Genomic DNA, 25,723 nt, shown 5'->3' with positions numbered 1-25,723 from the left:
ATGATCCATCTGATCGGCGCAGGCGGGCATGCGAAGGTGGTGCTGGACGCCTTGCTGGAAGGCGGGACGAACCTGTCTGGCGTCACGGTCCGGGCCGACGCCCCCGCGCCTGACCTGCTTGGCCTGACGGTCGGGACGCCGTCCGTCGCGCCCGCGCTGACCGGCCTCAGCTTCCACGTCGCCATCGGCGCGGCGGAGGTGCGTCGACGTCTGTATGTCGAGGCCGAGGCCGCCGGCGGCGCCCCGCTGACCGTCATCCATCCGGCAGCGACCGTGTCCCGCTTCGCCACCGTGGCGGACGGCGCCTTCATCGCGGCCTCCGCCGTGGTCGGCCCCAGGGCCGTCGTCGGGCGCGGCGTCATCGTCAATCACGGCGCGGTCATCGATCATGACTGCGCCGTCGGCGATTTCAGCCACATCGCCCCCAACACCAGCCTCGGCGGCGGTGTCACCGTCGGCGCGCGCTGTCTGATCGGCGCGGGCGCGGTCATCCTGCCCGGCGTCGCCGTCGGCGATGACGTGACCATCGGCGCGGGCGCGGTCGTGACCCGCGACGTCGCCTCGCAACAGACCTGGACCGGCGTTCCCGCCGCCCCGAAAGCTTCCTGAATGACCGACGTCCACGCCTTCAGCGCTCCGCGCACCGCGACCATTCGCGACGCCATGGAGACCATCAACAACTCCGGCATGCAGATGCTGCTGCTGGTCGATGCCGAGGGCCGCTTCCAGCGCACCGTCACGGACGGGGATCTGCGCCGCCTGCTGCTGGCCGGTTCGGAGATGAGCGATACGCTCGAAGACCTGCCGGACCTCGCGTCCGTCACCGCGCCGGAAGAGGTGACGCGCAAGGCCGCGCTGGGCCTGATGGACAAGCACGAGATCAACCACCTGCCCCTGATCGACGGCGACGGCCGGGTCGTGCGGGTGCTGAACCGCCGCGACATCGGCGCTCCGATCCTGCTGTCGACCCCGCATATGGGCGAGGCGGAACTGCACTATGTAGAAGAGGCTTTCCGGACCAATTGGATCGCGCCGCTGGGTCCGAACGTCGACGCCTTCGAGCGCGAGATCGCCGCGCTCGCGGGGGTGAAGCACGCCGCCGCCCTGTCGTCCGGCACCGCCGCCATCCATCTGGCCGTGCGGATGCTGGGGGTGAAGCCGGGGGACAGGGTCTTCTGCTCGACACTGACATTCGCGGCCTCGGCCAATCCCATCGTCTATGAGGGCGGCGAGCCGGTCTTTATCGACAGCGAAGCCGACAGCTGGAACATGTCGCCCGTCGCGCTGGAGCGTGCCTTCGACGCCGCGAAGGCCGAGGGCTGGATGCCCAGGGCGGTCATCGTCGTGAACCTGTACGGCCAGTCGGCCGACATGGACCCGATTCTCGAACTCTGTAACCGCCATGGCGTGCCCATGATCGAGGACGCCGCCGAAAGCCTCGGCGCGACCTACAAGGGCAAGGCGTCCGGCTCGTTCGGCCTGATGGGTGTCTTCTCGTTCAACGGCAACAAGATCATAACCACCTCGGGCGGCGGCATGCTGGTGTCCGATGACGAGGCCCTGATCAGACAGGCCCGCTTCCTCGCGACGCAGGCGCGCGATCCGGCGCCGCACTACCAGCACAGCCAGATCGGCTTCAACTATCGCATGTCCAACATTCTGGCCGGGGTCGGGCGCGGCCAGTTGCAGGTGCTGGGCGACCGCGTGGCGTCACGCCGCGCGGTGCACGACGCCTACCGCGAGGGCCTGTCCGACATTCCCGGTCTGGAATGGCAGCCCGAGCCGGAATGGAGCTGGTCCAACCGCTGGCTTTCGGCCCTGACGCTGGATCCGGCGATCACCGGCGTCAACGCTTCCGAAGTCATCCAGCGCCTCGCCGACGAGATGATCGAGGCCCGTCCGGTGTGGAAACCGATGCATCAGCAGCCGGTCTTCGCCCACTGCCGCCACTTCGCCCACGGCAACGAGCCTGTGTCGGACGACATCTTCGAGCGCGGCCTGTGCATGCCCTCCGGCTCGAACATGACCCGCGCGGAGATCGACCGCATTATCGACGCCATGCGCGGCATCCTGAAGGCCCGGTGATCCCGTGAAACGCGCGTTTGATTTCGTGATGGCCGGCGGCGCCCTGCTGGTGTTCTCGCCGCTCATGCTGGCCACGGCCATCGCCGTGAAGGCGACCTCAAAGGGGCCGGCGATCTACTGGTCCGACCGGGTCGGCCGGGACAACAAGCTGTTCCGCATGCCCAAGTTCCGCTCGATGCGGACCGAGACCCCGGCGGTCGCCACCCATTTGCTGACCGACACCACCGCGTGGCTGACGCCCATCGGCGGCTTCCTGCGCAAATCCAGTCTGGATGAGCTGCCCCAGCTGTGGAGCATCTTTGTCGGCGATATGTCGATCGTCGGCCCGCGCCCGGCCCTGTTCAACCAGGACGACCTGATCGCCCTGCGCACCGAAAAGGGCGTCCACACCCTGCGTCCCGGCCTGACCGGTTGGGCGCAGGTCAACGGGCGGGACGAGCTTTCCATTCCGGACAAGGTCGCGCTGGACGTCGAGTACCTGCAACGCCGCTCGTTCGCGATGGATCTTCAGACGATCTGGATGACGGTCGGAAAGGTTCTGCGCGCGCGGAACATCTCGCACTGAACCGATGATCAGGCCCGCTTGATCGGCACCACGTCGGCGCCGCGCTCGTCGCCGACGGTGCGGACCCGGGCCAGAATTTCGAAGATCAGGGCGCGGGCGGCGGCGTTGTCGCCGGTGCGGGCGGTCTGCTCCAGCTTGTGCACCATCCGCTCGGTCATCCGCGCGCCCTCGATGCGATCGGTCACGCACATCAGGCTCTGGCCGCACATCTCGGCGACCTCGCTGGAATCGACCAGCTCCTCGAACAGCTTCTCGCCGGGACGCAGGCCCGTGACCTCGATCTCGATGTCCTTGCCCGGAACCTTGCCGTACAGGCCGATCAGTTGACGGGCCAGGTCGATGATCTTCACCGGCTTGCCCATATCCAGCACGAAGACGCCCATCGGACCATCCGGCTGTCCCGCCGAGTGGGCCGTGGCGTGCAGGACCAGCTGGACCGCCTCCGGTATGGTCATGAAGTAGCGTTCGATGTCCGGGTGCGTCAGCGTCACCGGACCCCCGCGCTCGATCTGGGCGCGGAAGGTCGGCACGACCGAGCCGGCCGAACCCAGCACATTGCCGAAGCGCACGACGCTGAAACGGGTGTTGCCCGCGCTGGTCTGCTGGGCGCGAACCACGGCCTCGGCCAGACGCTTGGTGGCGCCCATGACGTTCGGGGGATCAACGGCCTTGTCGGTCGAGATGAAGACCATGTGCTTCACGTCGGCGGCGTTGGCGGCCTCGGCGACGTTCCAGGTGCCGACGACATTGGTCAGCACGCTCTCACACGGGTGCTTCTCCATCAGCGGCACGTGCTTCAGGGCGGCGGCGTGGAAGACCACATCCGGGCGCTCGCGCGTGAAGACCTCGTTCAGCAGGGCCTTGTTGCGCACGTCGTACAGATATTCGCGGGACGACAGGGTCTGCCAACGCGCGCTGATCTCCTGATCGATCTTGAACAGGCCGAATTCCGAGTTGTCGACGAGCACCAGATGGCCGCAGCCCAGACTGGCGACCTGACGGCAGATCTCCGAGCCGATGGAGCCGCCCGCGCCCGTGACCAGCACCCGCTTGCCGGCGACCAGCGCTCGCAGCGGGCCATCGGCCAGACGCACCGGCGGACGCGCCAGAAGTTCCTCGAGCTCGAATTTGCGCATGACCGGCTCGTCGGCCTTGCCGCCCATCTCGACCAGGCTCGGCACCCGCAGCAGGTGCACGCCGCGCGTCCGAAGCTGGCCCAGACGCTCGACCCCGAAATCCACCGGCGTCAGATGGTCATCGAGGAAGACGATGGCCGCCTCGATGTCGCGGTCGGTCAGGTCTTCCAGAATCTCGAAGGCGGCGCCGGCGCCGGACAGCACCGGCACGCCGCGCAGCTCCCGCGTCACCGCGCCCTTGTTGTCGGTCACGATGCCCGCCGGGCGATAGGCTTCCCCGCTGCGAGCCAGTTCGCGCAGGAAGGTCTCGGCGCGATCCATGGCGCCGACCACGATCAGCGGCTTGCGTTCATCGCGCGAGCCGACGAACGGGGCGATGGCCTTCAGGGCCTCCTTGTCGTGGATGATGCGACGCAGCAGCACCAGCGCCAGCGTCAGGCCGATATCCAGAATGAGGGCGATCAGAAGGGTCGAGCGCGGCAGGGACGCGCCCCGGTCCATGAAGAAGCTCAGGGCCAGGAAGATCGCCGCCGACAGCAGGGAGGTCCGGACGATCGGGCCCACATCCACGATCGACACATAGCGCCACAGGGCCCGGTCCGTGCGGAAGAACTGATCCAGCAGGAAGCCCAGCGCTGCGAACGCCAGGGCGAACGGCCAGGCCGACTGCGTGGCATCCAGAATCGCATCGGGCGTCAGGGCGTTGCCGGAGGCGACCAGATAGCCGCCGATCATCGCGACGACGCGCACACTGGCGCGCACCGCAACCTTCAGTCCCCGGATCAACAGTACGTTCGCGTTACCCAAAACAGTCCTGTCCGGCGGGTTTCATCTACGTAGCCACACGCCAAAGTAATAGCGCCCGGCTTTCACAGTACGATGACGAAATCCGCGCCGCCCTCCACTTCGGCCATTCAAAATCCGCGCGCGCTTACGGATTCCCCGCCGAACGCCCGCCCCGACGCGCTGAAAGTCGGCGTGTCCGGGAAAAGTTCCGGGGTTCTAGCGCCTTGTCGGCTCTCTGTCACGCTTGGGCCACACCTCGCCATGACATCGGAGAACGAAAGTATTCCAACCCGGATCATCTGTAGAGAAATCCCGATTTCTTCAAACAGGCAAAGCCGCTCGCGGCTTGATTGACACCGGGTGACACAAACTGTTCCGAGACGGCGCGCCATTCTGTCTCTAGAAACAGGGGGTCGCGACGGACGCGGGGGACCGATGAAAATCTATCCGGTGATCATGTGCGGAGGCGCCGGTTCGCGCCTTTGGCCCGCGTCGCGTCCCGGACGGCCCAAGCAGTTCCTGCCCCTGACCGGCGCCCGGACCCTGTTCCAGGAGACGGTGTTGCGGGTTTCCCCCCTCGCGGGTGAGGGCGACGTGGTCGTGGTCGCGGGTCTGGGCCACGCCGACGCCATCGCCGCCGAACTCAACGCCATCGGTGTCGAGGCCACCATCCTGCTGGAGCCCGAAGCCCGGGATTCAGGACCGGCCATGGCCGCCGCCGCCGCCTTTATCCAGCGCCGCGATCCGGACGGCGTCGCCGCCATCATCGCGTCCGACCACCATATTCCCGACGCCGAGGCCTTCCGCGCCGCCGTCCGCACCGCCGCGGACGAGGCCGCGCGCGGCCGGATCGTCACCCTGGGCGTCACACCGACCTGGCCCTCCCCGGCCTATGGCTACATCAGCCCCGAGGGCGTGGGCCTGTCGCCGGTCAAACGCTTTGTCGAAAAGCCCGACGCCGCGACCGCCGCCCGCTATCTGGCCGACGGCTTCCTGTGGAACAGCGGAAACTTCATCGTCTCCGCCGCCGCGTTGATGGACGAACTCGCCCGGTACGCGCCCGGCATCGGAGACGCCGCCCGCGCGGCCCTGCCCACAGACCTGGCCGGTCCGCTGGTCCGCCTGACCGACGCCTTCCGCACCGCGCCGCGCATTTCCATCGACTATGCGGTGATGGAGAAGAGCGACCGCACCTCCGTCCTGCCCGTGGCCTTCGAATGGTCCGATGTCGGCGCCTGGGACTCCGTTCTCGCCACCGGGGCCGGACACACCGGCCTGCATATCGGGGTCGACAGCGATAACACCCTTGTCCGCGCCGCCGACGGCATGGTCGTGGCGACGCTGGGCGTCTCCAACATCGCGGTCATCGCCGAGAATGACGCCGTTCTGGTCTGCGATCTGTCTCGGTCCCAGGACGTCAAGCTGGTGGTGGATCGGGTCAAGGCCGAGGCCCCGCGCCACGCCGATGTGCCGGAAACCGGCGAGACCGCTCCCTACCGACGCTTCGGCGACTGGATGCGCACCGCCGCCCTGCCGCTGTGGGCGACGCTCGGAACCCACGCCGACGGAGCCTTCGTCGAGACCCTGACGCTGGAGGGCCGTCCGGTCGAAAGCCGCCGCCGCGCCCGTGTGCAGACCCGCCAGATCTACGTCTTCGCCCGCGCCGGCGCCCAAGGCTGGACCGGCCCCTGGCGGGACCGGGTCGAAAGCGGCCTGGCCCGTTTCCTCGACGCCTATCTGCGCCCCGACGGCGCGGTTCGGAACGCCCTGAACGCCGACGGTTCGGTGCTGGACGACGGCGTCGTCCTGTACGAACAGGCCTTCACCCTGCTGGCGCTGTCCGCCGTCCACGCCGCCGGGATCGAGACCAACCGCTGCGAGGCGCAGGCGACGATCCTTCTGGATCGCCTGTTTGCTCAGCGCCTGCCGAACGGCGGCTGGAAGGAAGCGGGAGACCATCCGTACCAGGCCAACGCCAACATGCACCTGTTCGAGGCGGCGCAGGCCTGGGCCGCGCGCGGCGTCGATCCGCGCTGGAACGACATCGCCGACAGCCTGGCTGAACTGGCCCTGACCCGGTTCATTGACGCCGAGGGCGGCTTCCTGCGCGAGTTCTTCAACGCTGACTGGCGCCCCGCGCCGGGCGACGACGGCCGACTGGTCGAGCCGGGTCACCAGTTCGAATGGGCCTGGTTGCTGTCGCGCCATGCCCTGAACCGGGGCGACGCGCGCGCCATGACGGCGGCGAAGCGTCTCTATCTCCACGGCCTGCGCGGCGTTGATCCCCGCCGGGGCGTGGCGGTCGATGAACTGGATGACAGCCTGCAGGTCCGCAGCGCCCGCGCCCGACTGTGGCCCCAGACAGAATGGCTGCGCGCGGCGCTGGCCTTCGCGGAACTGGCCGAGGGGTCGGAGCGCGAACAACGCCTGTCCGAGGCCCGCAAGGCCATGGCCGGGCTGGCCCTCTACCTGCGGCCGAACGGCGCATGGCGCGACAAGCTGGAGCCCGCGGGCGCCTTCACAGACGAACCCGCGCCGGCCAGTTCGCTCTATCACATCGTCGGCGCCTTCGATCAGGTGTGCGTCGCCGCGCAGGCGGGCATTGTCAGTGATGCGCCGACCGGTTTGAACTAAAGATCGCAGTGCAGCGTTAGAGGCCCGACCGCGGGGGCGGTCCTTTCATCCCCTGTTCAGCCGCGAGCGTCCCTTGTCCGGGGACGACACCGCAACGCGAGACCGACGTGATCGACCTCCACTGCCATATCCTGCCCGGGATCGACGACGGCGCGCCCGATCTGGAGACCGCGCTGGCGATGGCCCGCATGGCCGTCGCCGACGGAATCACCGTGACCGCCTGCACCCCGCACATGATGCCGGGCTATTACGAGAACACCTCGGACGGCGTCCGCGCCGCTGTGGTCGCCCTGCAGGCCGAACTGGACAAGGCCGGCATTGCCCTGCGCCTTGTCACCGGGGCCGATGTGCATCTGGTGCCCGGTCTGGCGTCAGGACTGCGCGACGGATCAAAGCTGACGCTCGCCGACACCCGCTACTTCCTGTTCGAGCCGCCCCACAACACCGCCCCGCCGCGCATGGCCGACGCCGTGTTCGACTGTATGGCCGCGGGCTTCCATCCCCTGATCACCCATCCCGAGCGCCTGCGCTGGATCGAGGAACAGTACGACCTGATGGTCCGGATGGCCCAAGCTGGCGCATGGATGCAGATCACCGCCGGTTCCGTCACCGGTCGCTTCGGCAAACGCACCCAATACTGGGCCGAGCGCATGCTGGACGAGGGGATCGTGCACATTCTGGCGACCGACGCCCACAACCTTCGCAGCCGCTCTCCGGTCCTGTCAGAGGCGGTTCAGGCCGTCGCGGACCGCCTCGGCGAACAGGCTGCGAAAGACATGGTGTTGACCCGACCCCTCGCCGTGCTGGAAAACGCTACGCCCGCTTCGGTCCCGTCCGCGGTCGGCGTCTCCCGTCCGACCTCCCGGCCGGGCTTCTTCAAACGGCTGTTCAAGGCCGCCTGAATTTCAAGGTGACTGTCGCATGATGCGCGCCCTCTCGCTGGTCCTGATCGCCACGGCCACCCTGCTCGCCGCCTGCGGCGGGCCCAATATGGACATCAATCAGGTCACGGCGGCCACGCCCGTCGATCTGGAGAACGCCCAGGCCACCAGCGCCCCGCAATCCGAATATCGAATCGGTGTGGGCGACAAGCTGGGCGTTCGGGTCTTCCAGGTGCCGGACCTGACCTTCGACGCCCTGACGGTCGACACCTCGGGCAACATCCAGATGCCGCTGATCGGCGCCGTGCGCGCCGCCGACCGCACCTCGGGCGAATTGTCCGCCGACATCGCCGCCAAGCTCAGCACCCAGTATCTGCGCAACCCGCAGGTGACCGTCACCGTCGCTGAAGCCGCCAGCCAGAAGATCACCATCGACGGCGCCGTGACCAAGCCCGGCGTGTACGAGATGCGCGGCACCACCTCGCTGCTGCAGGCCGTCGCCATGGCCCAGGGGCCCAGCCCGGTCGCCAACCTCACCCAGGTCGCGGTCTTCCGCACCATCGACGGCCAGCGCTCGGTCGCCCTGTTCGACCTTCAGGCCATCCGTCAGGGCCGCGCCAGCGACCCGACCGTACTGGGTGACGACATCATCGTCGTCGACACCTCGCGCCTGAACGCCGCCCTGCGCGAAGCGGTCAGCGCCCTGCCGGCGCTGGCGATCTTCCGTCCGTTCTAAAGCCGTTGCGGCGCCGGACCCGCTTGCTGGCCGCGGCCCTGATCTTCGGATCGGGGCTGGCGGCCTGCGGCCACCCGGCCATGAACTCCGGAGACGTTGCGGACGCTCCGCAGGCTCGTCTCGAAGCGCTGACCGCCGCTGACGCCCGAGTGGCGGCCGTGGCCTGGAAGCTCGCCCGGGCCAACGCCGACCTTTGCCCGAAAAGTCGTCTCCGCGTGGGCTGGACCCTGCAGTCGGCGAGCCAGTACGGCAGCGAACTGCGTCCACTGGCAGAAGCCCGTTACGGGCTGGACGGCGACCTCCCGGGCGTTCTGGCCGCCCCGCCGGGCAGCCCGGCCGCCGAAGCCGGACTGGCCCCCGGCGACCTGATCCTGTCGGTTGACGGAAAAGCCTTGTCACGGGGCGGAGCCTCATCATCCGGCTCATACGAGGGCCTCGAAGCCAACATCGCCCATCTGGACGCCCTGGCGGCAAGGGGCCCCATCTGGCTTCAGGTCCGCCGCCACGGCGTGGAGCGACGGATCGACCTCGCCCCGACCCTCGCCTGCGCCTATCCGACCCAGATCGAGGTGACGGGAACCTTCCGCAGCCACACCGACGGCCGCCACATCTTCATCTCCGACCGCATGGTCGAGGTGGCCGACGATGACGATCAACTGGCCTTCGTGCTGGCGCATGAACTGGCCCACGCCGTGCTGGAGCATCGCAGCCAGCCGGACGTGACCGGCTCGCCCGGTCAGACGAACCAGCGGATCACCCTCAACAGGGGGCTTTCATTGAGGGCTGAACCTGACGCCGATCATCTCGGCCTGTTCCTTCTGGCTCGTGCGGGCTTCGATCCCTATCGGGCGGTCGATTTCCTGACCCGCTACGCCGAGGTCAATCCGGCGGCCCGCTATCCGCAGGCCAATGCGGGCGGGATTTATGAGTCCGCCCCGGCCCGGCGTCGCACGCTGGAGCCGGTGCTGGCCGACATCGCCGCGCGCAAGGCGGCAGGACAGGCGCTCATCCCGTAAGCCCGAGCCGGCGGCGCAGGGCCAGACCGGCCAGCGCGCCCCAGCCCATCGCGAAACCGACCATGTCCGCGACCACGTCCCAGACATCGGCGTCGCGCCCGATCGCGGGCAGCCCCTGAATCAGTTCAATCCCGATGCCGAGCCCCAGCATGACGACGGCGATCCGCGCCACACCGACCCGGGGCCAGCCGCAGCTGGCCAGAAGCGTCCAGGTCAGAAAGGCGACGGCATGGTTCGCCTTGTCCCAAGGCAAGCCGCTCTCCGCGCCTGTCGCGGGTGTGAAGGCGAACCAGGCCACGGCGACCGCGAAAACGACCGTTCCTGCACGGAACATGTCCCGACGCCGGGTGTTCGAGTGCGGGGACGGGCGCCGCCGCTCTTCGTGATTCGTCGTGGTCATGAGTTCGGGTCGCTCGTCGGGTGGAGAGGGGTTCCATGGCGACACGCATCAGCAATACGCGCGACCATCGTCGGGCCGCGCCGGACGCCGCCCCGACGGCTCCATACGCCGGACGGGGGGCAGGCCTCTACAGCGAAGTCGGCCTGTTGCCGTTTTCATCCCGACATCCGGTCGCCCCGATGAGCCCGGTCGAAGCTTCTCCGCGATCTCAAGACAACGCTTGACCGCGAAGGCCTGTCCCCGCGACATGACGCCCGCCGTCGCATGCTCTCGAATTCGTGTGCGCGGTGTAGGGCTTTGCGGTATCAGCCCGATAGGTTCTCGACCGGCGGCCTCGACCGCCACGATCTGACGGATGGCATAATGCTGGGCGACAATCACTTCGCTGACGAGCGCAACCCGCGGCATGGCCGCGCGTCCGGCGAAGCGGTCTTCGATGACAACCAGCCCGGCGTTTGGGTGGACGAGGCCGAGGAGGCTCCGGTCTTCGACCTGGGCGCCTACTGGCGGCTGGCGCTCAAGCACCGCATCCTGATCATCGGCTGCTTCCTGGCGGCCCTGGCCATCGGCGCGGCGATGACCCTGCTGATGACCCCGATCTACAGCGCCAAGGCGACGCTGCAGATCGACCGCGAGGCCGCCCGCGTCTTCACCTCCGCAGAGGATGTCAGCCCGCGCGAAAGCATGGCGCAGGGGGAAGAGTTCTTCCAGACCCAGTACGGCCTGCTGCGCAGCCGCTCGCTGGCCGAACGCGTGGTTGAAAGCCTCGGCCTGGCCAGCTCGGACCGCGCGCTGGAAGAGCTCGGGGTCGAGCCCCCGGCCGGTGGCGGCAGCGCCGCCGCCCAGGCCGAGCGCCGCCGCAACGCCGCCCTCGCCTACGTGCAGGACAATCTGAGCATCACCCCGGTGCGCGGCTCGCGTCTGGTCGCCGTCGGCTTCGACAACCCGAACCCCGTCGTCGCCGCCCGCGTCGCCAACGGTTTCTCCGAGAACTTCATCCAGGCCAATCTCGACCGGAAATTCCAGTCATCGGCCTATGCTCGCGAATTCCTGGAAGAGCGTATCGCCCAGACCAAGGGCCGCCTGGAGGAAGCCGAGCGTCAGCTGGTCGCCTATGCCGCCAACCAGCAGATCATCAACGTCGGCGAACCCAGCGAAGGCGGAACCAACGCCTCGGGCAGCTCGCAGTCGCTGGCCTCGAACAATCTGGTGGCGCTGAACTCCTCGCTGGCCGAAGCCCGCGCCGCCCGCGTCGCCGCCGAGGAGCGCTGGCGCACGGCCCGCACCGCCGAGGTCATGACCCTGCCGGAAGTGCTGCAGAACCCCTCGATCCAGCGTCTGGGCGAGCAACGCGCCCAGCTGGAGGCCGAGTACCAGCAGAAGTCGAGCATCTATCAGGCCGACTATCCCGAGATGGTCCGCCTGCGCGGCCAGATCACCGAGATCGACGGTCAGGTCCGCGCCCTGGCGACCAACATCCGCGCTTCGATCCAGAGCCAGTATGTGGTCGCCGCCAATCAGGAGCGTTCGCTGCAGAACCAGGTCGACAGCCTGAAGGGCGACGTCCTCGACCTGCGCGACCGCTCGATCCAGTACAACATCCTGCAACGCGAGCTGGACACCACCCGCACCCTCTATGAGGGCCTGCTGCAGCGCTACAAGGAAGTCGGCGTCACCGGCAATGTGACCGCCAACAACATCTCGATCGTCGACACCGCCACCCCGCCGGTCTCGCCGTCGAAGCCGAACATGATCATCAACCTGGCGCTGGCCGCGATTTTCGGCCTGGGCATCGGCGTGATCGCCGCCCTGGTTCTGGAAGCCCTGGACGAAACCCTGGCCACCCCGGACGACGTCGAGAAGAAGCTGGGCGTTCCGGTGCTGGGCGTCGTGCCGCTGCTCGACAAGGGCCAGACGACCGCCGCCGCCCTGTTGGACATCCGATCCGGCTTCTCCGAGGCCTACTACTCCCTGAGAACGGCGCTTCAGTTCTCCACCCCGAACGGCGCCCCCGCCAGCCTGCTGGTCTCCTCGGCCCGCCCGGCCGAAGGCAAGTCCACCACGGCCTATGCCGTGGCGCTGAACCTTGCTCGCGTGGGCAAGCGGGTGCTGCTGGTCGACGGCGACCTGCGCAATCCTTCAATGCACCGCGTGGTCGGTGTCGAGAACGAACGCGGCATGAGCAACCTGCTCTCAGGCTCGGTCGATCTGGCCTCGGTCACCCAGCGCACGCGTCAGGAGAACCTGTTCTTCATCCCCTGCGGCCCGCTGCCGCCCAACCCCGCTGAACTGTGGGGCGGTGATCGTCTGCGTCAGTTCCTGAACGACGCCGGCGCCAGCTTCGATCACGTCGTGGTCGACGGCCCGCCGGTTCTGGGCTTCGCCGACTCGCCCCTGCTGGCGGCGACCGTCGGCGGCGTTCTGTTCGTGCTGGAATCGCGCGGCACCCGTCGCGGTCAGGCCCGCGGCGCCCTGCGTCGTCTGAAGATGGGCCGCGCCCGCCTGCTCGGCGCGGTGTTGACCAAGTTCAACGCCAAGACCGCCACCTACGGTGGGTACGACTACGCGTATGACTACAACTACGGCGCCCAGGAAGAGACCCCGGCCGCCAAGAAGGGCAAGAAGGGTTGAGGAAAGAGGCGGACCGCGCCGCCGCTCCCGCCCGCAAGCGCTTGCGGGCGACCGAGGTCGTCTCCTGGGGACTGACCGCGCTGGGCGTCGTCCTGGGCTGGCAGGTGTTGATCCAGCCGGTGCTCCAGCGGGGCCCGGCCGAGGTCACTCTCGCGGTCGCCCCGACATCGCCGCTGGTCCTGCGTCGCGCCGCCGAAAGCGAGTACGCCGCGGGGCGCAAGGACAATGACCCCCAACGCTATCGTCAGGCCGCCGACCTGGCCCGCGAAGCCGTGGCCCGGTCCCCCTTCGATGTCCGCGCCCTGCGGGTCGTGGGCCTGACCGAGGCCGCCGCGGGCCGCGAAACCGCCGCCGACGACATTCTGACCCTCGCGGGCAACTGGAGCCTGCGCGACGACCCGGCCCACGCCTGGCTGGTCGATTATCGGCTCAAACGGGGCGACTATGCCTCGGCCTTCGCCCACGCGGACACCCTGGTGCGCCGTCGCGAGGACGTTCGCCCGCAGGTGTTCCGGCTGTTCACCACCGCCGCCACCCTCGACCAGCAAAGGGCCCTGCCCCAGGTCGCGACCTTGCTCACCGCCAACCCGCCCTGGCGCCAGTCCTATCTGGAAAGCCTGTACGGCGACGTCGCGGGCCTGCAGGTGGCGATCAATCTGGCCGTCCTGCTGCAGAACGGCCGCGCGCCCCTTACCAACACCGAACTGCACCAGCTCTATATCCAGTTGATGGAGAAGGGGCAGATCGAGGCCGTGCGGGTCGTCCGCGCGCGCCTGAACCGTCCGTCGGTCGCCAATCTGGTCACCAACGGCGGATTCGGCGACGCCTCCGCGCCTGAACCCTTCCAGTGGCGTCTGGCCCAGGACGCGGGGGTGGTCGCGGAAATCGTTCCGGATGACGTGCGCCCGGCCGACCCCGCCCTGCGCGTGGACTATGACGGTTATTCCGCCTCGCGAATCGCGGAGCAGCTGATGTTCCTGTCGCCCGGCCGGTATCGCCTGAGCGCCGAATCGCGGACCGAGGCGGGCGAGCCCGCAAAACGTCTGGCCCTGACGGTCACCTGCGCCCCGGGCGACCTGGTGGTCATGTCCGCCCCCGCCGCGGCCCCGGGATCCGAGGTCTGGACCCCGTTCAGCACGACCTTCACCGTGCCGACGGGATGCCGCGCCCAATGGCTGCGACTCGAGACCCGGGCGGGTGATGTCCGCTCCAGAACCGCCGCCTGGCTCGACAAGCTGGCGATCACCCCGATCCCCTGAGACACGAACTCGGTACTGAACGGTGGCCGATTTGCACCAAAGACCGCCGGAATCGTATTGATTTGGAAACCTTCGCCGCCTATACCCATTCTCGATACGTCGCGGGCCAGCCCGTACCAAAGACCTGATTAGAAGGGGATTAGCATGCGTAAGACCATCGCCGCTGTAACGGCAGGCCTGCTGCTCGTGGCTGGCCAAGCCGCCGCCGCCAACAACTCTGCCGTCGTTCGCGTCGGCGACCGCGTGGGCGCTCGCGCCGACGCCTCGTCGGAGTTCCAGGGCATTCCGCTCCCGGTGCTCATCATCGGCACCGCGGTGCTGGTGGGCGTCGTCGTCGTCGCTTCGGACGACGACTCGGAAAGCGACTAAGCAGACCCGGTCCGCGCTGCGCCTGATGCAGTCGTAACGCGTGCCGATTAAATGTTTGAAGGGCCAGTGGGATGGCGTAGCGATTGCTGCGACCCTTCTGCTGGCCCTTTCGTTTGTCTTCGGCGGCGCCAGCCGCGAGCACGCCCTGCGTCTCGCGCTTGTTGAACTGGCCGCCCTGCCCCTTCTGGTGATGAGCGCGGACCGACTGCTGCGGTCCGGCGAATGGAAGTCGCACAGGTTCGCTCTGGGCCTCCTCGGCGCCTTCATCGCCATCCCCCTGATCCAGCTCATTCCCCTGCCGCCAGCGATCTGGACGTCCCTGCCTGGGCGCAGCGAGATGGTGCTGGCGCTTGAGCTTGCGGGCATCCAGCCCGCCTGGGCGCCGCTGACGGTCACGCCGGACCTCACCTGGCAGTCCGTGCTGGCCATCCTTCCGCCCGCCGCCATGTTCCTGGCTGTACTCGGCTCCTCGCAGGCCCAGACCGCGCGAATGCTGGCCTTCTATCTGGTCGCGGCCGTCGTCTCCGTGCTTCTGGGAGCGGTTCAGCTGGCCAGCGGCGACACCCGCTTCTACCTGTGGGCGACCACCGCGGCGGGCTCGGTCACCGGCTTCTTCGCCAACCGCAACCACCTCGCCACCCTGTTGCTGGCCTGCCTGCCGTTCGCGGCGGTCTTCGGGGCCGCCGTGCTGCGCCGCCGCAGCGAGCAGCGCCTGCCGCTGTGGTTCGGCGCCCTGTTCATGGGGCTGGTGGTAGTCGGTCTGGCCGCCATCCGGTCACGCGCCGGCGTCATCCTGTTCGGCCCGATCGCCGTCGCCAGCCTGCTGGCCGCCTGGATCGCCGCCGGCCGTGGTCGTCCCGGCCCCGGGCTGATCGCCCTGACCGGCGGCGTCGCGGCCGCCATCGGCGCCGTGGCGATTCTGGCCTTGCCGCCGATCCTCGCTCGCTTCGATGTCCAGTCCGCGCCGGAAGGCCGTTTCGAGGGCTGGCCCATCGTCGCTTCCGCGGCCGACAGCTGGCTGCCCGTCGGCTCCGGCATCGGCAGCTTCGACGCAGTCTATCGTTCGGTCGAGCCGCTGGATCAGCTGGACCCCACCTTCTTCAATCACGCCCACAACGAGTATCTGGAAACCTGGCTGGAAGCGGGCTGGTTCGGCGCCGCTCTGATCATCGCCTTCCTGATCTGGTACGGACGCCGCCTCTGGGCCGCCTGGCGAGCCGGCCCCTCCCGGGAACGGGATCTCCAGCGCGCCGCCAGCATCGCCCTTCTGACCATGCTCGTGCACTCCGGCGTCGACTACCCCCTGCGCACCGCCGCCCTGGCCGTCCTGTTCGCCCTGTGCGCCGCCATCCTCGACAAGGCCGGCCAGCCCACCGAGCGCGAGCGCGGCTGATCCTGAGGCCGTAGGTCTGAGGCCGTAGGCAGCAGGCAGCAGGCAGCAGGCAGCAGGCAGCAGGCAGCAGGCAGCAGGGTCGCTGGCCTCTCCTGCCCACGCAAAAGCAATGCCCCACCTCCGGCATGCCAAGGCCGCATCCGGGACGGAAAGCCCCGCCCGACCTGCTGCCTACTGCCTACTGCCTGCTGCCTATTGCCTCCTCTCTACCCAACCAAAAGGCCGCCGGAGTTTCCCCCGGCGGCCCTCGTCTTTCAGCGATGGGAGCAGGCGGTCAGTGACCGCCCGTCGCCACCGGCGTCTCCACATTGCGGACCCTCGCCCGGGCCGCGGCGACCGCGAAGATCGTCAGGATGACGTAGCCGACCAGCGGGATCACGAAGGCCAGGTTCAGCCCCGCCGAGTCCGCCATCCAGCCGCCCAGCAGAGGCAGGACCGCGCCGCCGATGATGGCCATGCACAGCAGGCCCGAGGTCGCCGACGCGGGGGCGGATGAGCGCTCCAGCGTCAGGGTGAAGATGGCCGGGAACATCACCGAGTTGAACAGACCGATCAGCAGGGCGGCGAACGAGGCGTTCACGCCGCCGGTCTGGGTCACCACGGCGCACAGGATGGCGGCGGCGGCGGTGCAGACCGCCAGCAGCCAACCGGCCGGAATGCGCGTCAGCAGGGCGCTGCCCGCGAACCGGCCCATCAGGGCGCCGGCCCAATACAGGGCGACCAGACGGCCCGCATCGTGGATCGGCAGGCCGAGGGCGCCGTCCGAGTGCAGGAAGTTGGTCATCAGGCTGCCGATGGTCACCTCCGAACCGACATAGATGAAGATGGCCAGCGCGCCGAAAATCGCCCAGCCGGAACCCAGGGCCTTGAGCGGCGAACCGGGCGTCTCGGCCGAGGCCGTGGCGCTGGCGGCGGTCAGACGCTTGCGGACGCTCCAGATGAAGGCGCCGAGCAGGGCGAAGAAGATCGCCAGCCCGATGAAGACCGTGTCGATGTTGCGAAGGGTCGCGGCGCGGGCGGCCGGATCGACCACCGCGGCGGCGGCATCAGCCGGAACCGTTTCCGGACCGACAGCCGAGGCGTAGGCCCCCATGCCGCCGATGTAGTTATGCAGGAAGACGACCCAGCCGATCACCAGACCGACGGCCGCGCCGACAGCGATCCAGCCCTTGATGTCGCGACGCAGGGCGCCGACCAGAACACCGGCCACCAGCCCCAGGCCGACCCCCAGAAGGATCAGCAGGAGGGCCGCCGGCGAGGCCAGGGCGCTGACACCGCCGACCGCGAAGATGCCGCCCGAAAGCATGACGGTGGCGCCCAGCAGCGGACCGACGACCGTACCCAGCGAGTTGAACGCCTGAGACAGGACCAGACGGAAGTGCGAGCCCTTCGGCGTGCCGAGCGAGGCTGCCAGCGGGTTGGCCGCGACCTGGAGCAGGGTCACGCCGGCGGCGATGACGAACAGGGCCACCAGCACGCCGGGATAGAAGTCGAAGATGGTCGACAGCGGCACGATCAGGGCGCCCAGCACCATGACCGCCAGCGCGCCGACGATCGACTTCGCATAGCCCAGCTTGGCCAGCACGGCGGCGGCGGGCAGGGAGACGATGCCGTAGGCGGTGAACCAGGCGAACTGCGTCAGCAGCGCCTCGGTGAAGTTCAGCTCGAACACCCCCTTCACCGCCGCGATCAGCGGGTCGATCAGCGAGGTGGCGAAGCCCCACGCGAAGAACAGGGTGGTCACATAGGCGAAGGCTGTACCGAGCCCTTTCGCCGAGGTTTGCGGTTGATCAGTCATCTCACTCCCCGTGGTCGGCGTCCCTTGCTGCGCGACCTTCAGCGTCTTGGTTTCATTCGCAAACGTCCGCGTCCAGCGATTTGACGAGATCCGTAACCAAAAGTGGGCCGGTTTCCGCTCTTGCGGACACGCTCAAGGCGGCGATGATGCGGTCTCTCCGGTTGATCCGGCTGCTGATCGAGGCCCCTGCGTGACCGACCGGACATCCTCCGCCGCCGAGCCGATGCCTCGCGGCGCCGTCATCTATCAGGTCTATCCCCGCAGCTACGCCGACACGAACGGCGACGGCGTCGGCGACCTGCCCGGGATCACCGCCCGGCTGGACCACATCGCCTCTCTCGGCGTCGATGCGGTCTGGCTCAGCCCCTTCTATCGCTCGCCGATGAAGGACTTCGGCTACGACGTCTCGGACTACTGCGACGTCGATCCGATCTTCGGGACACTGGCCGATTTGGACGCCCTGACCGCTCGCGCCCATGCGCTGGGGCTCCGGGTCATCACCGATCTGGTCTTCGCCCACACCTCGGACCAGCACTTCTGGTTCAACGAAAGCCGCCAGAGCCGCGACAACGCAAAAGCCGACTGGTTCGTCTGGGCCGATGCGAAGCCGGACGGGACGCCGCCGTCGAACTGGCAGTCGGTCTTCGGCGGTCCCGCCTGGACGTGGGACGCCCGGCGCGGCCAGTACTACATGCACAACTTCCTGACCGGGCAGCCGCAACTAAACCTGCACAGTCCGGCGGTGCAGGAGGCCCTGCTGGAGGTCGTGCGGTTCTGGCTGGATCGCGGGGTGGACGGCTTCAGGCTCGACGCCATCAATTTCGCCATGCACGACCCGGCGCTGACGGATAATCCGCCCCTGCCGCCGGGCGGGCCGCGCACCCGGCCCTTCGACTTCCAGGACAAGATCCACAACCAGTCCTGGCCGGGGATCGTGGATTTCCTCAAGCGCCTGCGCGCCCTGACCGACAGCTACGGCGGCCGCTTCACCGTGGCCGAGGTGCCGGGCGACCGCGCCGATCAGGAAATGCAGGCCTACACCGAAGGCGACGACACGCTGAACAGCGCCTACGGCTTCACCTATCTCTACGCCCCCGCCCTGACGCCCGATCTGGTGCGGGCGACCGCGGCGGTCTGGGACGGACGACCGGGACAGGGCTGGCCGTCATGGCCCTTCTCGAACCACGACGCGCCCCGCGCGATCTCCCGCTGGGCCGAGGGCCGGGACCTTTCGGCCATGGCCCGCCTGACCACCCTGCTGCTGATGTGTCTGCGCGGCGACGTCTTCCTTTATCAGGGCGAGGAGCTGGGCCTGCCGCAGGGCGAGGTGCCGTTCGACCGGCTGGTCGATCCGGAGGCCATCGCCAACTGGCCGAAGACACTGGGCCGCGACGGCGCCCGCACCCCGATGCCATGGACGGCTGATGCGCCTCATGCGGGCTTCTCGACCATCGAGCCGTGGCTGCCCATCGACCCCCGCCATCTGCCGCTCGCGGTGGACAGGCAGGCGGCCGACCCCGCCTCCCAACTCGCCCTGACCCGCCGCCTGATCGCCCTGCGCAAGGCCCATCCGGCTCTCCAGTGCGGCGCCCTGACGATGCTGGATGCGCCCGAGCATTTGCTGCTGTTCGAACGGCGTCAGGACGATGAACGCCTGCTCTGCGTCTTCAACCTGGGCCACCACACCCTCGACTGGTCCCCGCCCGAAGGCTGGCAAGTCATTGAGGCGGTCAACGGCGACGAAGGACCGCTCGCCCCTCTCTCCGGCCGGGTGCTCTCGCCTGTCTCTGGCGCGTTCGCCTGACCCGGAGTAACGCAGAAGCCATGACTCTCGGCCCTGTTCTCGTCACCGGCTCCGCCGGCTTCATCGGCTTCCACACGGCGCAGCGCCTTCTGGCGCGTGGCGAGACCGTGATCGGGGTCGACAACCTGAACAGCTACTACGACCCCGCCCTCAAACAGGCGCGGCTGGAGCGGCTGCAGGCCAACCCCAACTACAACCACAACACCCTCGACCTCGCCGACCGCGAGGGGATGGCCGCCCTGTTCGCGACCCATGCGCCGCGCCGGATCGTCCACCTCGGGGCGCAGGCGGGCGTCCGTTACAGCCTCGAACAGCCCGAGAGCTATATCGACTCCAACGTGGTCGGCTTCCTGACCATCCTCGAGGGCGCGCGGGCGGTGAAGGCCGAAAACCTCGTCTTCGCTTCAACCAGCTCGGCCTTCGGCGCCAACGGCGCCCTGCCCTTCTCGGTCAAGCAGGGCGTCGCCCATCCGCTGACCGTCTATGCAGCCACCAAGATCGCCAATGAGGCGATGGCGCACTCCTACTCCCACCTGTTCGGCTTCCCCTCGACGGGACTGCGCTTCTTCACCGTCTACGGACCGTGGGGCCGCCCGGACATGGCGCTGTTCAAATTCACCAACGCCATCCTCGAGGGCCGCCCGATCGACGTCTATGGCCACGGCAAGATGGAGCGGGACTTCACCTATGTGGACGACATCGTCACCGGGGTGGTCGCCGCGCTCGACAATCCGGCGACCGTCGATCCCGACTGGAATCCGCAGGCGCCGAACCCCTCGACATCGGGCGTCGCCCCCTGGCGCATCCTGAACCTCGGCGCAGGCCGTCGCGAACAGCTGATGCGCTACATCGAGGTGCTGGAGGAGGCGCTGGGTCGCAAGGCCGAGCTGAACATGATGCCGGTGCAGGACGGCGACGTCGCCCGCACCGAGGCCGACATCACCGAGACCGAAGCCGCCCTCGGCTATCGTCAGTCCACCCCCATCGATGTCGGCGTCCGCCGCTTCGTCGACTGGTATCGCGCTTTCTATCAGGCCTGAGCGATCACCCTCTTGCGCAACAGCGAAGCTGATCCCAATATCGGCAACACCGTTAGTTACCAATAACCCTGAAAGCCCCTCTCTCCATGGCGTCGCCCCGCTTCCTCACCAACAACACCCCGCTGGCGCTGGCCGCCCTGCGGATCATGTCCGGCCTGCTGTTCCTGGCCCACGGCACCCAGAAATTCCTCTCCTTCCCGCTGGGCGAGCGCGCCGGGTCGGGCCTCGCGCTCGACAACCCCGGCGCCTTCGCGGGCATCATCGAGCTGGTCACCGGCGTGCTGATCGCCCTGGGCCTGTTCACCCGCCCGGCCGCCTTCCTCGCCTCGGGGACCATGGCCGTCGCCTACTTCATGGCCCACGCCCCGCAGAACCCGTTCCCGGTCAACAACGGCGGTGATGCGGCCATCCTCTACTGCTTCATCTTCCTGTTCCTCGTCTTCTCGGGCCCGGGCGCCTTCAGCGCCGAAAAGCTGATCGGCAAGAAGCGCGGCTGATCTGTCCGATAGTCCGGCCAGGAAAAAAGGCGGGGCCCTCGCGGGTCCCGCCTTCTTCATGTGTGCCTGTCAGACAGCTTACGGAACGGGATTGCCGTTCACATCGACCACCTGAACATCGCCGAAGCCCAAGGCCCGGATCTTCGGTTCGATCTGGGCGCGGTCACCGACGACAACCCAGGTCGTGGGACCCGAGCCGACCATCGACCGGGCGGCCGCCGCGGCGGCGTCCGGCGTCGTCGCCGTCACACCGGCGGCGTAGCTGTCGTAGAAGTTTTCCGGCAGGCCGTAGGTGACCATCCGGGCCATGTCGTTGACGATGGCGGCGTTGGTTTCCCACTCACCGGCCATGCCTTGCACCAGATTGGCGCGGGCGGCGGCCAGTTCACCTTCGGTCAGCGGACGCGATCCGACCACCTCGGTCAGTTCGCGGCGCAGCTCAACCAGGCTCTCGGCCGTCTTGTCGGACTGGACCCCGGCGCTGACCACATAGGCCCGGTCGCCGCGCGCGGTGCGAACCCCGCCCGAAGCGCCGTAGGACCAGTGCTTGTCCTCACGCAGGTTCATATTGATCCGGCTGGTGAAGGCGCCGCCGAGAGCCGTATTCATGGTCTCGATGGCGGCCTGGGTCTGCGCGTCGAAGGCCGGGGCGATGCGACCGCCCATGATCATCGACTGCGGCCCGGCGCGATCCACGATCAGGATGCGCGGCGTCGCCGGGGTCGCCGGCAGGGCCGGGGCCTGCGGACGGGCCGGCATCGCCGTCGCGGGCGCGCGCCAGCCCGCGAAGGCCCGCTCCAGCTGCGGCTGCAGCTCGGCCAGGGTCGTGTCGCCGACCACCACCAGGGTGGCGTTGTCCGGGCGGAACCAGGCGTCGTGATAGGCGTGCAGCGCCTCGGGCGTCAGGGCGCCGACGGTGGCTTCCGTGCCCATGGTCGGGCGACCGTTCGGGTTCTCGGCGCCGTACAGCTCGGCCGACAGCACCCGGTTGGCGATGGCGCCCGGGTTGCGGTTCGACTGCTGGATGCCCGAGATCTGCTGGGCGCGGCCCCGCTGGAAGTCCTCGGCGCGGAAGGCCGGGTTCTGGATCACGTCGGCGTACAGGGCCAGCGAAGGCTCCAGACGCGACTCGATGGCGGTCATGCTGACCGTGGTCGAGTTGACGCCCGAGCCGGCGCCCAGGGTCGCGCCCAGGATTTGCAGGCGGTCGCTGATCTCCAGCGCGTCCAGACGCTCCGTGCCGTTGGTCAGCACGGTCGAGGTCAGCACGGCGGCGCCCTGCTGACCGGCCGGATCAACCGCCGAACCGGCGTCGAAGATCAGGTTCATGCTGACGGTCGGCACCGCGGTGCGCGGCACGAACATCACCTTCAGCCCGTTCGACAGGGTGGCGTGCTGGATTTCCGGGAAGTCGGCCAGCGGCGCGGCGGCCGGGGCCGGCATGCTGCTGCGATCCACCCCCGTGCCCGAGGCGGCGTAGTCGGGGAAGGGCTGAACTTCCAGCGTATAGCTGCCGTCCTGCAGCCAGCCGCGACCGGCGGCCGTCAGATTGGCCGGGCTCGCCGACAGGATGCGCTGATAGCTGACGCGCCAGGCGCCCGGATCGCCATGGAAGACCTGGCTCTCGGCCAGACGGTCGGACTTGCCGCCGAAGCCGCCGATCCGCTCCAGGCCCCGCACATAGCCGGCGCCGTTCGAGGTGCGCGCGCGCTCCATCTCTTCGGCGGTCGGGCCGTCACGCAGCAGGCGGGCCATCTCCTCATCGACGATGGCCTCGATGCGGGCCAGATCCTGACCCGGCTTGGCGGTCACGGTGACCAGGAACTGGCTGCCGATCTCACCTTCCGAGACGCCCGCCGACACGCCGGTGGCGACCTGATCATCGAACACCAGACGCTTGTAGAGGCGCGAGTTGCGGCCCGACGACAGGATGTCGCCCAGCAGGCCCAGATAGTCGGTGTCGGCTTCACCCGCGGGCGGCACGTTCCACACCTTGTACAGGCGCGGCTGGCCGACGCGGTCCTGCATCACCTCGCGCGAGGCGCCGGTCATGCGGGCGATCATCTGCTGCGGATGGGTGACCGGCGGTCCGGGCGGGATGTCGCCGAAATACTGCTCGACCTTGGCGCGCGCCTCTTCCGGGGTGATGTCGCCGGCCAGAACGATGGTGGCGTTGGCCGGGCCGTACCAAGTGCGGAACCAGGTCTGCACGTCCTCAAGGCTGGCGGCGTCCAGGTCTTCCATCGAGCCGATCACGGTGTGGCCGTAGGGGTGGTCGGACGGATAGGTGGCGTTGGTGATCGCATCCCAGACGCGGCCATAGGGCTGGTTCTCGCCCTGACGCTTCTCGTTCTGCACCACGCCGCGCTGCTCATCGAGGCGCGCCTGATCGATGGCGCCCAGCAGGTGGCCCATCCGGTCGCTCTCCAGCCACAGGATGCTGTCCAGCGCCGAGGTCGGCACATTCTGGAAATAGTTGGTGCGGTCCTGGCTGGTGGTGCCGTTCTGGTCGGTCGCGCCCAGACGCTCGGTGCCCTTGAAGAAGTCGTCGTTGAAGTTCTCCGACCCGTTGAACATCAGGTGCTCGAACAGGTGGGCGAAGCCCGAACGGCCCACCGGCTCGTTCTTGGAGCCGACGTGGTACCAGATGTTCACCGCCACGATCGGGGCCTTGTGGTCCTCGTGGACGATCACGGTCAGGCCGTTGCTCAGGACGAAGCGGGTGTAGGGAATATCCACGTCCGGAAGCGGCGCGAGGCGCTCCTGCGTGGCGGGCGAGGCCGCCATGGCGACGGGGACCTGGGCCTGAACGGCTCCGGCGGCCAGAAGGACGGCCGCGGCGGCGCCTCCCAGCAGGATGGGACGGATCGAACGCATGCGGTTGCACCCCTGAAAGTGAGACAGCCCGCGCGGTCACGCCGGATCGGGCGCGACAGTGGTAGTCGTCCGCAACCGGCTCGCAAGCGATTTGAAATTGCCTTTTTGTAATCTTCGGGAGGCCGTTTCGCAGATGCGAGCCCGACAGGCAGGAGCTTGCACATTCAGCCGTTACGGCCCGCTGCCACGCAGGACCGCACGAACTATTGCACCGCACACGAAATGAATTGCCTGCCGCGCCGCAATAGGCTCCTATCCCTATCCGCGGCGTCGAACGCGGGTTCGAGCCGGAATTTCTGACATCCCAGCTCCCCGGACGCCGCGCCCATGATCCGTAAATCGCTTGCCCTCGCCGCCCTCTGTTGTCTGGGTGCAGGCCCCGCGCTCGCCGCGCCCGCCGCCCCGCTGCTGGCCCACCAGACGACGCTGGTGCTCAATGAGGCGTCCTCGTCGTGGATTCTGGCGTCGACGGCGCTGGTTCTGCTGATGACCCTGCCGGGTCTGGCCCTGTTCTACGGCGGCATGGTTCGCCGCAAGAACGTCATCGCCACCATCGCCCATTCGACCGCCGCATTGGCCATCGTCACCGTGCTCTGGTTCATCGTCGGCTACAGCCTGTCGTTCGGCGTCTCGGGCGAAGCGACCAACCCCTTCATCGGTGGGCTGCAGGCGGTGTTCCTGAACGGCGTCACCCCGACGACGGCCTTCGCCGCGGCGCCGGGCCTGCCCGAGTTCCTGTGGATCGCCTACCAGCTGACCTTCGCCATCATCACCCCGGCCCTCATCGCCGGGGCCTTCGCCGAACGGATCAAATTCTCGGCCTCGATCCTGTTCTTCTTCCTGTGGCACCTGATCGTCTATGCGCCGATCTGCCATCAGGTCTGGGGCGGCGGCTGGCTCGGCAGCTGGGGCGTGCTGGACTTCGCCGGCGGCGCCGTGGTGCACGTCAACTCCGGCGTCGCCGGTCTGGTGGCCGCCATCGTTCTGGGCAAGCGGCACGGCTTCGGTCGCGACAACATGGCCCCGCACAACCTGGCTTTCACCGCCATCGGCACCGGCCTGCTGTTCGTCGGCTGGCTCGGCTTCAACGCCGGTTCGGCCTGGGCCGCTGACGCCATCGCCGGCGTCGCCGCCCTGAACACCATCCTCGCCGCCGCCGCCGCCGCCATCGGCTGGACCGCGGTCGAGTGGTTCCATCACAAGCGCCCGACCCTGCTGGGCCTGCTGTCCGGCATCGTCGCCGGTCTGGTCGGCATCACCCCGGCCGCGGGCTTCGTCGACCCGAAGGGCGCCTTCTTCATCGGCATCCTGTCGGGCCCGGCCTGCTACGCGGGCGCGGTCTGGCTCAAGAAGCTGCTCAAGTACGACGACAGCCTGGACGCCTTCGGCATCCACGGCATCGGGGGCATGGTCGGCGCCGTCCTGACCGGGGTCTTCGCCTCGGCCGCCATCAACCCGGTCGGCGAAGGCGCCGATGTGGTCAAGCAGATCCTCGGCCTGCTGGCCGTCGTCGCCTGGTCGGGTATCGGCACCTGGGTGATCCTGATGATCTGCAAGTTCACGACGGGCCTGCGCGTCACCAGGGAAGATGAGATCGAGGGCCTCGACTACACCCAGCATGGCGAGACCATTCACCAGTAACCCCTCCACCATGCGTCGCCCGATGGGCTTCGCATGGTCCCCCTCCCCGGCTTCGCTGGAGAGGTGAGAGATCGCGTTCACCTCTCCACGTCGTGGGAAGGTGGCTCGGCGGCGATCAGCCGACGGGACGGAGGGGTCGGGTCAGCGCCCGTGAGTTGAAGAAGGCCGCATCGAC

Annotated in this window: 19 protein-coding genes; 15 read left to right on the top strand and 4 right to left on the bottom strand. The window is 68.4% G+C overall.

What is annotated here, in order from left to right; genetic code table 11:
- The 3 genes from FKQ52_RS02930 to FKQ52_RS02920 are packed head-to-tail and all read left to right on the top strand — an operon-like array spanning position 1 to position 2,650.
- A complete protein-coding gene (locus FKQ52_RS02930) occupies positions 1-609 on the top strand; it encodes an acetyltransferase (protein WP_141625804.1) in 609 nt (202 codons plus the stop codon).
- Positions 610-2,085 (top strand): aminotransferase class I/II-fold pyridoxal phosphate-dependent enzyme, encoded by a 1,476-nt coding sequence (locus FKQ52_RS02925; RefSeq protein ID WP_141625803.1) that lies wholly within the window; start codon positions 610-612, stop codon positions 2,083-2,085.
- 4 nt (positions 2,086-2,089) lie between these two features.
- A complete protein-coding gene (locus FKQ52_RS02920) occupies positions 2,090-2,650 on the top strand; it encodes a sugar transferase (RefSeq protein ID WP_141625802.1) in 561 nt (186 codons plus the stop codon).
- An 8-nt stretch (positions 2,651-2,658) separates the two neighbouring features.
- On the opposite strand, the gene FKQ52_RS02915 is transcribed toward FKQ52_RS02920, so the two are convergent.
- On the bottom strand, positions 2,659-4,572 hold the full coding sequence (locus tag FKQ52_RS02915; protein WP_141625801.1) for a nucleoside-diphosphate sugar epimerase/dehydratase: 1,914 nt from the start codon (positions 4,570-4,572) through the stop codon (positions 2,659-2,661).
- Positions 4,573-5,007: 435 nt separating this feature from the next.
- Between FKQ52_RS02915 and FKQ52_RS02910 the strand changes: the two genes are divergently transcribed.
- The 4 genes from FKQ52_RS02910 (at position 5,008) to FKQ52_RS02895 (ending at position 9,839) form a co-directional block, all read left to right on the top strand.
- Positions 5,008-7,206, top strand: coding sequence for an AGE family epimerase/isomerase (locus FKQ52_RS02910; RefSeq protein WP_141625800.1), 2,199 nt, complete (start codon positions 5,008-5,010; stop codon positions 7,204-7,206).
- Between the two features lie 107 nt (positions 7,207-7,313).
- The gene (locus tag FKQ52_RS02905; protein ID WP_141625799.1) at positions 7,314-8,108 is read left to right on the top strand and encodes a tyrosine-protein phosphatase; all 795 of its coding nucleotides are present in this window, start codon (positions 7,314-7,316) and stop codon (positions 8,106-8,108) included.
- A 19-nt stretch (positions 8,109-8,127) separates the two neighbouring features.
- Entirely contained in the window at positions 8,128-8,823 is a 696-nt protein-coding gene (locus FKQ52_RS02900) for a polysaccharide biosynthesis/export family protein (RefSeq protein ID WP_141625798.1), read from the top strand.
- Positions 8,824-8,828: 5 nt separating this feature from the next.
- Positions 8,829-9,839 carry a M48 family metallopeptidase gene (locus tag FKQ52_RS02895; protein WP_141625797.1) on the top strand — a complete coding sequence of 337 codons (1,011 nt, stop codon included), beginning with the start codon at positions 8,829-8,831 and terminating at the stop codon, positions 9,837-9,839.
- Here FKQ52_RS02895 and FKQ52_RS02890 read toward each other — a convergent pair.
- Entirely contained in the window at positions 9,829-10,239 is a 411-nt protein-coding gene (locus tag FKQ52_RS02890; protein ID WP_141625796.1) for a hypothetical protein, read from the bottom strand. The genes FKQ52_RS02895 and FKQ52_RS02890 overlap by 11 nt on opposite strands.
- 363 nt (positions 10,240-10,602) lie before the next feature.
- Here FKQ52_RS02890 and FKQ52_RS02885 point away from each other — a divergent pair, with 363 nt between their 5' ends.
- From FKQ52_RS02885 to FKQ52_RS02870, 4 genes are all read left to right on the top strand, one after another.
- Complete coding sequence (locus FKQ52_RS02885; RefSeq protein WP_168196774.1) at positions 10,603-12,870, top strand: polysaccharide biosynthesis tyrosine autokinase; 2,268 nt, start codon at positions 10,603-10,605, stop codon at positions 12,868-12,870.
- Positions 12,867-14,129: a hypothetical protein gene (locus tag FKQ52_RS02880; protein ID WP_141625794.1), complete on the top strand. Its 1,263-nt coding sequence runs from the start codon at positions 12,867-12,869 to the stop codon at positions 14,127-14,129. The genes FKQ52_RS02885 and FKQ52_RS02880 overlap by 4 nt, the downstream gene beginning before the upstream one ends.
- Before the next feature lie 144 nt (positions 14,130-14,273).
- Positions 14,274-14,498, top strand: coding sequence for a hypothetical protein (locus tag FKQ52_RS02875; RefSeq protein WP_141625793.1), 225 nt, complete (start codon positions 14,274-14,276; stop codon positions 14,496-14,498).
- A 55-nt stretch (positions 14,499-14,553) separates the two neighbouring features.
- On the top strand, positions 14,554-15,891 hold the full coding sequence (locus FKQ52_RS02870) for an O-antigen ligase (RefSeq protein ID WP_141625792.1): 1,338 nt from the start codon (positions 14,554-14,556) through the stop codon (positions 15,889-15,891).
- Between the two features lie 274 nt (positions 15,892-16,165).
- Here the strand turns inward: FKQ52_RS02870 and FKQ52_RS02865 are convergent, their stop codons facing one another.
- A complete protein-coding gene (locus FKQ52_RS02865; protein ID WP_141625791.1) occupies positions 16,166-17,689 on the bottom strand; it encodes a sugar MFS transporter in 1,524 nt (507 codons plus the stop codon).
- A gap of 223 nt (positions 17,690-17,912) precedes the next feature.
- Between FKQ52_RS02865 and FKQ52_RS02860 the strand changes: the two genes are divergently transcribed.
- From FKQ52_RS02860 to FKQ52_RS02850, 3 genes are all read left to right on the top strand, one after another.
- Positions 17,913-19,493 carry an alpha-glucosidase gene (locus tag FKQ52_RS02860; RefSeq protein WP_141628200.1) on the top strand — a complete coding sequence of 527 codons (1,581 nt, stop codon included), beginning with the start codon at positions 17,913-17,915 and terminating at the stop codon, positions 19,491-19,493.
- 20 nt (positions 19,494-19,513) lie between these two features.
- On the top strand, positions 19,514-20,533 hold the full coding sequence (locus tag FKQ52_RS02855) for an NAD-dependent epimerase/dehydratase family protein (protein WP_141625790.1): 1,020 nt from the start codon (positions 19,514-19,516) through the stop codon (positions 20,531-20,533).
- An 86-nt stretch (positions 20,534-20,619) separates the two neighbouring features.
- The gene (locus FKQ52_RS02850; protein ID WP_141625789.1) at positions 20,620-21,030 is read left to right on the top strand and encodes a DoxX family protein; all 411 of its coding nucleotides are present in this window, start codon (positions 20,620-20,622) and stop codon (positions 21,028-21,030) included.
- Positions 21,031-21,108: 78 nt separating this feature from the next.
- Here the strand turns inward: FKQ52_RS02850 and FKQ52_RS02845 are convergent, their stop codons facing one another.
- Entirely contained in the window at positions 21,109-23,907 is a 2,799-nt protein-coding gene (locus FKQ52_RS02845; RefSeq protein ID WP_141625788.1) for a pitrilysin family protein, read from the bottom strand.
- A 327-nt stretch (positions 23,908-24,234) separates the two neighbouring features.
- Here FKQ52_RS02845 and FKQ52_RS02840 point away from each other — a divergent pair, with 327 nt between their 5' ends.
- Positions 24,235-25,548: an ammonium transporter gene (locus FKQ52_RS02840; RefSeq protein WP_141625787.1), complete on the top strand. Its 1,314-nt coding sequence runs from the start codon at positions 24,235-24,237 to the stop codon at positions 25,546-25,548.
- Positions 25,549-25,723 lie beyond the last annotated feature (175 nt).

Origin of the sequence: Brevundimonas sp. M20 (assembly GCF_006547065.1) — a bacterium.
Lineage (GTDB): Bacteria > Pseudomonadota > Alphaproteobacteria > Caulobacterales > Caulobacteraceae > Brevundimonas.
Note: the sequence above shows the minus strand (reverse complement) of the source record. Positions and strands in the feature narration are given on the sequence as shown.

Bases quoted from the DNA above. Each gene is read 5' to 3' on its own strand.
- FKQ52_RS02890 (WP_141625796.1), bottom strand. From the start codon at position 10,239: ATGACCACGACGAATCACGAAGAGCGGCGGCGCCCGTCCCCGCACTCG.
- FKQ52_RS02885 (WP_168196774.1), top strand. From the start codon at position 10,603: ATGCTGGGCGACAATCACTTCGCTGACGAGCGCAACCCGCGGCATGGC.
- FKQ52_RS02910 (WP_141625800.1), top strand. From the start codon at position 5,008: ATGAAAATCTATCCGGTGATCATGTGCGGAGGCGCCGGTTCGCGCCTT.
- FKQ52_RS02855 (WP_141625790.1), top strand. From the start codon at position 19,514: ATGACTCTCGGCCCTGTTCTCGTCACCGGCTCCGCCGGCTTCATCGGC.
- FKQ52_RS02840 (WP_141625787.1), top strand. From the start codon at position 24,235: ATGATCCGTAAATCGCTTGCCCTCGCCGCCCTCTGTTGTCTGGGTGCA.
- FKQ52_RS02930 (WP_141625804.1), top strand. From the start codon at position 1: ATGATCCATCTGATCGGCGCAGGCGGGCATGCGAAGGTGGTGCTGGAC.
- FKQ52_RS02845 (WP_141625788.1), bottom strand. From the start codon at position 23,907: ATGCGTTCGATCCGTCCCATCCTGCTGGGAGGCGCCGCCGCGGCCGTC.
- FKQ52_RS02925 (WP_141625803.1), top strand. From the start codon at position 610: ATGACCGACGTCCACGCCTTCAGCGCTCCGCGCACCGCGACCATTCGC.
- FKQ52_RS02865 (WP_141625791.1), bottom strand. From the start codon at position 17,689: ATGACTGATCAACCGCAAACCTCGGCGAAAGGGCTCGGTACAGCCTTC.
- FKQ52_RS02850 (WP_141625789.1), top strand. From the start codon at position 20,620: ATGGCGTCGCCCCGCTTCCTCACCAACAACACCCCGCTGGCGCTGGCC.
- FKQ52_RS02875 (WP_141625793.1), top strand. From the start codon at position 14,274: ATGCGTAAGACCATCGCCGCTGTAACGGCAGGCCTGCTGCTCGTGGCT.
- FKQ52_RS02860 (WP_141628200.1), top strand. From the start codon at position 17,913: ATGCCTCGCGGCGCCGTCATCTATCAGGTCTATCCCCGCAGCTACGCC.
- FKQ52_RS02900 (WP_141625798.1), top strand. From the start codon at position 8,128: ATGATGCGCGCCCTCTCGCTGGTCCTGATCGCCACGGCCACCCTGCTC.